Origin of the sequence: Nocardia sichangensis (genome assembly GCF_047200615.1) — a bacterium.
Taxonomy (GTDB): domain Bacteria; phylum Actinomycetota; class Actinomycetes; order Mycobacteriales; family Mycobacteriaceae; genus Nocardia; species Nocardia sichangensis.
On the sequence record NZ_JBJZOK010000067.1, the window covers coordinates 1 to 9,545 of the forward strand.

Sequence of the window (9,545 nt, forward strand, 5' to 3'; positions counted from 1 at the left end):
CCCCCCCCCCCACCCCCGTGTCCCGCGCGCGCGGCCCCCGCCCTTGGCCGGGGGGCGGCCGCGGGGGGGGGGGGGGCCCCCCCGCCCCCCCCCCCCCCCCCCGGGGGGGGCCCCCCCCCCCCCCCCCCACAAGGGGGCCGCGAACACGCCGCGACGAAGTCGCGGCAATCAGACAGAGCTACGCTCTCGCACATGAGTGATACGACCTTGTGGGAGTACGCGACCGTGCCGCTGCTGACGCATGCGACGAAGCAGATTCTCGATCAGTGGGGCGCCGACGGCTGGGAGCTGGTCACCGTGCTGCCCGGCCCTACCGGTGAGCAGCACGTCGCCTATCTCAAGCGGCCCAAGTAGCGAAGGAGGGTGACGCAGTGACCCAGTGGGAGAAGAACCTCGCCGAGCTCGGAATCACCCTGCCCCCGGTCGTGGCACCGGTCGCGGCCTATATTCCCGCGATCCGCACCGGGTCGCTCGTCTATACCTCCGGTCAGCTGCCGTTCGTGAACGGCGAGCTGTCGGCGGTCGGCAAGGTCGGCGCGGAGGTTTCGGTGGAGGCGGCCAAGGAAGCGGCTCGGCTGTGCGCGCTCAACGCGCTGGCCGCGGTGCACGACCTGGTCGGGCTGGACGCGGTGGTGCGGATCGTCAAGGTGGTCGGATTCGTGGCTTCGGCACCCGGATTCGGCGATCAGCCGGTGGTGATCAACGGTGCGTCGGAGTTCCTCGGTCAGGTCTTCGGTGACGCGGGCAAGCACGCGCGCTCGGCCGTCGGCGTCTCCGAACTTCCCCGGAATACTCCGGTCGAAGTCGAACTGATCGCCGAGGTGCGCTAGACCGGAACTGTCGGCTCCGTTTCTATCCGAGGTTTTGCGATGACGTTGACACACCCCGCCTACGGGCAGCTCCGACAGGTCACCGAGACGGCGGCGGTGCTGCTCGCCGACAATCCGGGACAGATGACCCTGGAGGGAACCAACACCTGGATCCTGCGGGCGGCGGGCCGGTCGGACTGTGTGGTGGTGGACCCGGGTCCGAAGGACGAGTCGCACAGCGCCGCGATCGCCGAGGCCACCGGTGGCCGGGTCGCTCTCACCTTGATCACCCACCACCACCACGACCACACCGGCGGGATCGATCATCTGGTCGAACTGACCGGGACATCCGTGCGCGCCAAGGATTCCGGCTTTCTGCGCGGCTCGGCTGCCGCCTTCGCCGACGGCGAGGTGATCGAGGCCGCGGGCCTGCGGATCACCGTGCTGGAAACGCCGGGCCACACCGACGACTCGGTCAGTTTCGTCCTCGATGACGCGGTGCTGACCGGCGACACCATCCTCGGCGCTGGCACCACCGTGCTCGGGTCAGGCAGTGGTGCGCTGGCCGACTATCTGTCCTCGCTGGACCGGCTGCTGGAAGCGGGCAAGGGCAAGGCGTTGCTGCCCGCGCACGGCCCGGATCATCCTGATCTCGAACCGGTGGCCCGCTACTACATCGCCCATCGGCACGAGCGCCTCGGCCAGGTGCGGGAAGCGTTGCGGGTGCTCGGTTCGGATGCGGACGCGATGGCGGTCGTACGGCGCGTGTACGCCGATGTGGACGAGCGGCTGTGGCCCGCGGCGCGCAGTTCGGTGCAGGCGCAGCTGGACTACCTGCGCGTGCACGGCTGACAGGAACAACGGAACGCCGGGTTCAGTGGAGCGCTGAACCCGGCGTTCGTCGTTCGGGGCGTGTTACCGAGCGCGGCGGGCCAGGCGCTCGGAGTCGGAGATGAGCACGCTCTTGCCCTCCAGCCGCAGCCAGCCGCGATGCGCGAAGTCGGCGAGCGCCTTGTTCACGGTCTCGCGGGAGGCGCCGACCAGCTGGGCGATCTCCTCCTGGGTCAGGTCGTGGGTGACCCGCAGCGCGCCGGCTTCCTGCGTGCCGAAGCGCTGTGCGAGCTGCAACAGCGCCTTGGCGACGCGGCCGGGCACGTCGGTGAAGATCAGGTCGGCCAGGTTGTTGTTGGTCCGGCGCAGGCGGCGGGCGAGGACGCGGAGCAGTTGCTCGGCGATCTCGGGCCGCTGGTCGATCCAGGTCTTGAGGGCGTCGCGGTCCATCGTCACCGCGCGCACCTCGGTCACCGTGGTGGCGGTGGAAGTGCGCGGACCTGGGTCGAAGATGGACAGCTCGCCGAACATGTCGGACGGGCCCATGATGGTCAGCAGATTCTCGCGCCCATCGGGCGAACGGCGTCCGATCTTCACCTTGCCGGACGTGATGATGTACAGCCGGTCACCCGGCTCACCCTCGTTGAAGATGACATGACCGCGCGGGAAATCAACCGGCTGAAGTTGCTTGGCGAGGGCGGCCACCGCAGTGGGCTCGACGCCCTGGAAGATGCCTGCTCTGGCGAGGGCCTCGTCCACGAATGTGCTCCTTAGGGAAATGGCTCTGTACCGGACCGAAGCGACTCGGCCAACAGCGCAGTCTACGCGGCCTCACTACAGCGTAGTGACGGACACCACGTAACGAGTGGATTGCGCGACACTTGCGCCGCGTCAGCTGGCGCGGGCCACGTCCATCTCATCGCCGCGGGAGCGGCGCTTGCGCATCCGGGCGACGGCGGCGGGCAGACCGAGTTTGGTCAGCTCCTTCACCTCGGCGTTGCTTGCCTTGTCCAGGTACTGCTGAACCTCTTCGTCGGGTTCGAGAAGCTTGCGGAGCCGGTTCTCGACCCGCTCCATACCCAGTGCGAACAGCATCAGCACCACTGGGAAGAGCACCACAGCGAGTCCTTGCATGACGAGCAGTAAACACGGTCGAGGTCTCAGATGGAACACGGCAACTGAACTGGAAGGACAACGTTGTCTGCCGATTCCGTATGGTGGACGCGTGCGCGTCTCCCCCTCCACCGCCTCCGGGAACGGGCTTCCGCCCGGCTCCGAGCCCTCCGGAACGCCGCCGGTCGCCGCCGCGGCTCCGAATCGGAAAACCAGGGCACGACAGGCGGAAACCCGGCTCGGGCTGGTCCGCCGCGCGCGCCGGATGAACCGTGAACTGGCGACCGCCTTCCCCGACGCGCACTGCGAGCTGGATTTCACCACACCGCTGGAATTGGCGGTGGCGACAATACTTTCGGCACAATGCACCGACGAGCGCGTGAATCTCACCACGCCCGCGGTGTTCGCCCGTTACCCGGACGCGCGGGCCTACGCCGAGGCAAATCGCGCGGAGCTGGAGGAATACATCCGGCCGACCGGGTTCTACCGGAACAAGACCTCCTCCCTGATCGGACTCGGCCAAGCGCTGCTGGAACGTCACGACGGTGAATTGCCTCACACCCTGACCGAACTGGTCCAGCTCCCCGGCATCGGGCGCAAGACCGCCAACGTCATCCTCGGTAACGCGTTCGGGGTCCCCGGCATCACGGTCGACACCCATTTCGGTCGCCTGGTGCGCCGGTGGGGATGGACCGACGAGGAGGACCCGGTCAAAGTCGAGCACATCGTCGGCGCGCTGATCGAGCGCAAGGAATGGACGATGCTGTCGCACCGGGTGATCTTCCACGGACGGCGCGTCTGCCATTCCCGCAAGCCGGCGTGCGGTGCGTGCGTCCTGGTCAAAGACTGTCCGTCGTTCGGGATCGGGCCGACCGATCCGGAGGCCGCGGCCAAGCTGGTGAAGGGGCCGGAGCGGGAGCATCTGCTCGAGCTGGTGGGCCGGTGAGTTCTGAGCCCTCGGGCCGAAGGAGTGCGGGACATGCGTGGCGCTGGGCACTTGCCGGTCTGATCGTCGTGGTCGCGCTGGCGGTCGCGGTGTGGCCGCGCGGCGACGACCGGAGCGAGGAGCAACACCAGGCTCCCGTTGCCTCCGGCGTCTCCGATGACCTGCGCGCCGCCGCCCATCTGCCCGATTGCCCGAGCGGCGCGGCCCCCGGCAACGGTCCGCTGGCCGGGATAACGCTGGGATGTCTGGCGGACGGCGAACCGGTCGACCTGGCCGCCGCGCTGGCGGGCAAGCCCGCCCTGCTGAATCTCTGGGCCTACTGGTGCGCACCGTGCGCCAGAGAGTTGCCGTATTTGCAGCAATACGCCCAACGCGCCGGAAACGCGATTACGGTGCTGACCGTGCACAGCGACCCTGATGAGGCCAAGGCACTGTCCCGTCTGCGCGGACTGGACGTGAGATTGCCCGGCGTGCTCGATGCCGACGCGCGAGTGCGCACGGTCGTCGGCGCCCCCTCTGTGCTGCCGATCTCGGTGCTTGTGCGTGCCGATGGCTCGATAGCCGACGTCGAGGTGCGCGCTTTCGACGGGGTGGATGACATCGCGAATACCGTCGCGGGCAAGCTCGGAGTGGCCGCATGACGATGCGGGTGGACGAATCAATGGTGGAGGTGACGGTGCGGGCGTGCACGCGGGTCGGTGGGCGAATGCGCGGGGGAGGTGCGCGATGACCATCGAAATGCCCCCCGGCATCCCGAACTGGCTGACCCGCTCGGCCGAACCGGCCCTCGACAGCGCCGACACCGCGACCAGGGCGCGTGCGCTGCGCCGCGCCATGACCGTGACCTCGAAGCCGCGTCAAGCGGCGGTGCTCGTGCTGTTCGGCGGCTCGCCGGAGCCCGACCCGGACGCCCCCGGCGGACTGCCCGCCGACGCGGAGGTGCTGCTCACCCAGCGCGCCTCCACCCTGCGTCAGCATCGCGGCCAGGTGGCCTTCCCTGGCGGCGCCGCGGACCCGGGCGATGCCGGGCCGATCGATACCGCGCTGCGGGAGGCGTGCGAGGAAACCGGCCTCGACCGTTCCGGCGTGGAACCGTTCGCGGTACAACCCAAGCTGTTCGTGCCGGTCTCTCGTTTCGACGTGACGCCGGTGCTCGCGTACTGGCGTACGCCGGGTGCGGTGCAGGTGGTCGACCGGAGCGAGACCGAGCGGGTCGTGCGCGTGCCGCTCGCGCAGCTGCTGGATCCGGCCAACCGCTTCCTGGTTCGCAGCCCCCTCGGTTATCAGAGCCCGGCGTTCCAGGTGGACGGGATGCTGGTCTGGGGCCTCACCGGCGGCATCCTCGCCGGGATCAGCAAGGCCGCGGGCTGGGATCGCGAGTGGGACCACGCGGACGTCCGTGATCTGCAGACCGCACTCGCCGCCGTGGGGATGACGTTATGAGTTCGTCGGCCTGGCTCGACATCGCCGTCGTGCTACTGGCCCTGCTCGCCGCTTCTTCGGGCTGGCGGCAGGGCGCGGTGGCCTCCGCGCTCGCCTTCCTCGGCGTGGTGCTCGGCGCGGTCGCGGGCATCCTGATCGCGCCGCACATCCTGGTGCACGTCGACGAGGGCCGCACCAGGGTGCTCACCGGCGTGCTGCTCATCGTGGTGCTGGTGATCGTCGGTGAAGTCGCGGGCATGGTGCTCGGGCGCGCGGCGCGCAGCGGCATGCGTCATCCCTTCACGCGCAGCGTGGACAGCGTGGTCGGCGCGGGGCTGCAGGCGGTCGCCGTGCTGGTCACCGCGTGGTTGCTGGCACTGCCGCTGGCCACCTCGTCACAGCCGGCCATCGCGACCGCGATCAACGGCTCGCGGGTGCTGGCCGACGTCAACGACGTCGCGCCGAACTGGCTGCGCAAGCTGCCCAACGAATTCTCCAAGCTGCTCAACACCTCCGGTCTGCCGGACGTGATCGGGCCGTTCGGGCGGGCGCCGATCGCCGCGGTGGAACCACCGGATCCGAGCGTGCTGGCCAGCCCGGTCGCCGCCTCGCTGCAGCAGAGCGTGCTGCGGATCCGCGGTGTCGCGCCGAGTTGCCAGCGGGCGCTGGAGGGCTCGGGCTTCGTGATCGCCCCGGAGCGCGTGATGACCAACGCTCACGTCGTCGCGGGGACGACGAGCGTCGACGTGGACACCGCCTACGGCTCGCTGCCCGCTTCGGTGGTGCTGTTCGACCCGTTCACCGACGTCGCGGTGCTCTCGGTACCCGGACTCACCGCTCCGGTCGTGCCGCAGGCGCCGTCGCCCGCGCGTACCGGCGACAGCGCCATCGTGCTCGGCTACCCGGGCGGTGGCCGGTACACCGCGAGCGCGGCCCGGATCCGCGAGACTCTGGATCTGACCGGCCCGAACATCTACCGCGACGGAACGGTGAAGCGTGAGGTGTACACCGTCCGCGGGCTCGTCCAGGCGGGCAATTCCGGTGGGCCGCTGGTGGATACCGAAGGGCAGGTGCTCGGGGTCGTCTTCGGCGCCGCGGTGACCGACAACGACACCGGTTATGTGCTGACGCTCAACGAAGTCCGCTCCGAACTCGAAGCTTCGCAGCGTTCCGATGGGCCGGTGGCCACGGGGGCCTGTGTGCTGAGCTGATCCGCGACGCGGGTCGGCCGTACCACCGGAACGGAGCCGTGGTATTCCGATGTCGCGGAACTCGTTCCGCTGCAGGGCTTGGTCGCGACTTGGGAAGGCGGAAGCGCGGGATCGGTGTGGGTACGCGCTTTCATCGAACCGAGACCCGGCCGCGAACCCGTGGCCGGGCCGGAACGCGAAGCGTTCAGCCGAGGAGTTTGACCAGTTCCTTCGTCACGGCGTCCGGGTTCTCCTGGTGGGCGAAGTGCCCGGCCGCCGGGATACCGGCCAGCCGCCGTTCCGGCGAGAGATGGAGGTCGCGGCGGAAGGTTCCCGGCAGTACGTACGGGTCCAGCTCGCCGCGCATGGCCAGGACGGGGATGCGGATGGGTTGGCGCATGGTCGCCATGAACCGGCGGCCGTCCGGACGCCACTGGCTGCGGAAGGCCCAGCGCTGGTACTCCAGTGCGCAATGCGCGGCGCCGGGGATCCGGATCGCCGACCGCATCCGCTGTGCGGTGTCGACGAATTCGGCGGTGTTCGCCCAACCCGCGCTGACCCGTTGGCGCAGCAGCCGTTCCACTTCGAAGCCGTCGGCGGTGGTCAACAAGTGCTCGCCGTACCGGGGGAGCTGGTAGCGAAGGAAGTTCGGCAGCCAGGCCGCGCGCTGGCGGCGGTTGCGCAGCACGGAGCTTTTCAACGCCGACGGATGCGGCGAGCCCACCAGCGCGATCGAGCGAACCAAGCGCGGATGCAGCACCGCCGTGGTCCAGCAGACCAGACCACCCTCGGCGTGCCCGGCGAGCGTCGCCTCGGTGTAGCCCAGTGCCCGGATCAGCCCGGCGACGTCACCGGCGAGCGTCCAGCCGTCGTAACCGCGCGGCGGCTTGTCGCTGTCGCCGTAGCCGCGCAGGTCGACGGCCACGGTGCGGTAGCCGAGCTCGGCCAGGCCGGTCAGTTGGTGCCGCCAGGACCACCAGAAGTCGCCGAAGCCGTGCAGCAACACGACCAGCGGTGCGTCGGACCGTTCGGGCGCCGCGTCCACGACGTGGAAGCGGATGCCGTTGGCGTGCACGTCCCTATGCGTCCACGGTCCGTCGTAACGGACGCTGGACGGATCCGGGAGCAAGTTCGCCGACACGCCGATCGAGCCTAGTAGCCGCCGTACCGGCTCGCGCACGCGCGCCTAGGAAGTCTGCTTCTCCAGGGCGAGGCGGTCCTCGTGCGCGGACGCGCCCAAGCCGTGCGGCAGCACCGTGCGCGCCTGCTTGAGCGAATCGATCGTCTTCTCCGGCGCGCGCAGTTTCTTCACCCGCCGGTAGCCGAGGAACGCCAGTACCGCGGTGGCGACGACCATGAGCAGGAAGACGATCAGGAAGGCCGCCCAGCGCGCCAGCCACACGTCGAGCAGTTCGCCGAGGAAGAAGAAAAAGAAGAACGTGCTGAACAGCAGCACGGTGAGCGCGAGGATGAAGTAGACGCTGCCCTGCAGGCCCTTCTTGATCTCGCCGGTGACCTCGGCCTTGGCCAGTTCGACCTCGGCGCGGACCAGGGTCGACATCTGCTCGGCGGCGTCGCGCACCAGCGTCCCGAAACTGGCGTTGCCGAGCGGATCGGCATCCGTGAGGGGAATGGAGGTGACCGTACGACCGCGCTCCGCGTCGCTCCCGTTACCGCCGTGGTTGAAACTCACTTGGTCGACCCTTCTCCCTGTCCCGGCACTGCTTCAACTCCCGTTCGATCGGCGGTGCTCCCGGTGCCCTCCGTGGTCACGCAGGCTACCGCCTCCGGGCGGATCGCTCGCGCCGCCGTATTGTTCACGTTGTAGCGCACGGGCGTCCCGCCGAGCCTGGTGGACACGCCCACGCCGCAACAGTAGCGCCGAACCGGCGAGCGACGCCGCCATTGATGTCACCAACACAGCGGCCTTCGCCAACTCGACGGCCGACCCGTCCGCGACATCGGCGAGCGCGAGTTCCGCCACGAGAAGGCTAACCGTGAAGCCGATCGCGCCGAGCACCGAGAGGGCGAACATGTCCCGCCAGCCGAGTCCGCTGGGCCGCGTCGCGACGCCCAACCGGATTGCCACCCAGCTCATCCCGAAAATCCCGAGCGGTTTGCCCACCAGCAGGCCGAGAATCACGGCCAGCGCGAGCCGGTCGGTGAACAACTCACCGAAGACCGTGGGATTCAACGGGACTCCGGAGGCGAACAGGGCGAACAGCGGAACGCACAACCCGGCGGAGACCGGCTGGAAGATGTGCTCGAGCCGGGTGGCAGGCGCTTCGGATTCACCGGGATCCGCACGCACCCGGGTGAGCAGGCCGAGGGCGACGCCCGCCAGGGTGGGATGGATGCCCGCCTCGTGCAGCGCGTACCAGGACACCAACGCCAGCGGCACGTAGAGCAACGGAGTGCGGATTCGCGCGCGTTGCCCCGATGCCCACCCGGCGAAGCATCCGGCGGCGACGAGCAGCCACAGCAGCGACACCGTCGTGGTGAACAGCACCGCGATCAGGACGATGGCCATCAGGTCGTCGACCACGGCCAGGCTGAGGAGGAAGACCCGCGCGCCCGTAGGGATGCGTGAACCGGTCAGCGCCAGGACGGCGAGCGCGAACGCGATGTCGGTGGCGACGGGGATGGCCCAGCCACGGTCCATGCCGGGGATCCCGAACCCGACCACCGCCGCGATCAGCGCGGGCGTCACCACACCGCCGATCGCCGCGATGACCGGCAGAGTGGCGCGTCTGCGGTCGGCGAGTTCGCCGACGACCAGTTCGCGTTTGAGCTCCAGGCCTGCGACGAAGAAGAACACCGCGAGCAGACCGTCCTCGGTCCACTCGGCCAGGGTCAGTTCCAGATGCAGCGGCGGTATCGCGACGACCGTCTCGGTGATCGTCAGATAACTGGCTCCCCACGGCGAGTTCACCCACAGCAACGCTCCGGCCGCCGCGATCAGGAGGAGTGCGCCGCCGAAGGTTTCCGTGCGGAGGTAGCGGGACAGTTCCGAGCGCACTCGCGTGATCACGGGAAACCTTTCGGCCGGTGGTCGGGCGGCGCGGACGCGGCACCCACCGGCGTCGGCTGAACGGGTGCGCGACCACTCGCCGACCAGACTTCCCGGCACACCTGACGCAATCTTAACGGGTGCGGCCGGTACCGGGTCCCGGCACCGGCCGCGCTCAGCGCTGTGTGATCAGCCCTTGCCCGCCCGGATCGCCTCGAAGACGC

General features: G+C 69.3%; 12 protein-coding genes. 7 read left to right on the top strand and 5 right to left on the bottom strand.

What is annotated here, in order from left to right:
• The first annotated feature begins 192 nt into the window (after window positions 1-192).
• From ACL03I_RS38690 to ACL03I_RS38700, 3 genes are read left to right on the top strand one after another with little or no spacing between them, the layout of a single operon-like run.
• Window positions 193-354 (top strand): DUF4177 domain-containing protein, encoded by a 162-nt coding sequence (locus tag ACL03I_RS38690; protein ID WP_085994820.1) that lies wholly within the window; start codon window positions 193-195, stop codon window positions 352-354.
• A 17-nt stretch (window positions 355-371) separates the two neighbouring features.
• Entirely contained in the window at window positions 372-830 is a 459-nt protein-coding gene (locus tag ACL03I_RS38695; protein WP_355078678.1) for a RidA family protein, read from the top strand.
• Between the two features lie 39 nt (window positions 831-869).
• The gene (locus ACL03I_RS38700; protein WP_356963457.1) at window positions 870-1,661 is read left to right on the top strand and encodes an MBL fold metallo-hydrolase; all 792 of its coding nucleotides are present in this window, start codon (window positions 870-872) and stop codon (window positions 1,659-1,661) included.
• Window positions 1,662-1,724: 63 nt separating this feature from the next.
• Here ACL03I_RS38700 and ACL03I_RS38705 read toward each other — a convergent pair whose 3' ends face one another.
• Complete coding sequence (locus tag ACL03I_RS38705; RefSeq protein ID WP_039794544.1) at window positions 1,725-2,399, bottom strand: Crp/Fnr family transcriptional regulator; 675 nt, start codon at window positions 2,397-2,399, stop codon at window positions 1,725-1,727.
• A gap of 132 nt (window positions 2,400-2,531) precedes the next feature.
• Complete coding sequence (locus ACL03I_RS38710; RefSeq protein WP_067799616.1) at window positions 2,532-2,774, bottom strand: hypothetical protein; 243 nt, start codon at window positions 2,772-2,774, stop codon at window positions 2,532-2,534.
• Between the two features lie 223 nt (window positions 2,775-2,997).
• On the opposite strand from ACL03I_RS38710, the gene nth reads away from it, so the two are divergent.
• The 4 genes from nth (at window position 2,998) to ACL03I_RS38730 (ending at window position 6,332) form a co-directional block, all read left to right on the top strand.
• Window positions 2,998-3,699 (top strand): endonuclease III, encoded by a 702-nt coding sequence (gene nth, locus ACL03I_RS38715; protein ID WP_355078736.1) that lies wholly within the window; start codon window positions 2,998-3,000, stop codon window positions 3,697-3,699.
• Window positions 3,696-4,340, top strand: coding sequence for a TlpA family protein disulfide reductase (locus ACL03I_RS38720; protein ID WP_412808553.1), 645 nt, complete (start codon window positions 3,696-3,698; stop codon window positions 4,338-4,340). The genes nth and ACL03I_RS38720 overlap by 4 nt, the downstream gene beginning before the upstream one ends.
• An 85-nt stretch (window positions 4,341-4,425) precedes the next feature.
• Window positions 4,426-5,142 (top strand): NUDIX hydrolase, encoded by a 717-nt coding sequence (locus tag ACL03I_RS38725; RefSeq protein WP_355078675.1) that lies wholly within the window; start codon window positions 4,426-4,428, stop codon window positions 5,140-5,142.
• A complete protein-coding gene (locus ACL03I_RS38730; protein ID WP_355078674.1) occupies window positions 5,139-6,332 on the top strand; it encodes a MarP family serine protease in 1,194 nt (397 codons plus the stop codon). The genes ACL03I_RS38725 and ACL03I_RS38730 overlap by 4 nt, the downstream gene beginning before the upstream one ends.
• Before the next feature lie 184 nt (window positions 6,333-6,516).
• Here ACL03I_RS38730 and ACL03I_RS38735 read toward each other — a convergent pair whose 3' ends face one another.
• From ACL03I_RS38735 to nhaA, 3 genes are read right to left on the bottom strand one after another with little or no spacing between them, the layout of a single operon-like run.
• Window positions 6,517-7,452 (bottom strand): alpha/beta fold hydrolase, encoded by a 936-nt coding sequence (locus ACL03I_RS38735; protein ID WP_355078673.1) that lies wholly within the window; start codon window positions 7,450-7,452, stop codon window positions 6,517-6,519.
• 45 nt (window positions 7,453-7,497) lie between these two features.
• A complete protein-coding gene (locus ACL03I_RS38740) occupies window positions 7,498-8,004 on the bottom strand; it encodes a phage holin family protein (protein ID WP_355078672.1) in 507 nt (168 codons plus the stop codon).
• 33 nt (window positions 8,005-8,037) lie between these two features.
• Window positions 8,038-9,342: a Na+/H+ antiporter NhaA gene (gene nhaA / locus ACL03I_RS38745; protein ID WP_355078671.1), complete on the bottom strand. Its 1,305-nt coding sequence runs from the start codon at window positions 9,340-9,342 to the stop codon at window positions 8,038-8,040.
• Window positions 9,343-9,545: the final 203 nt, after the last annotated feature.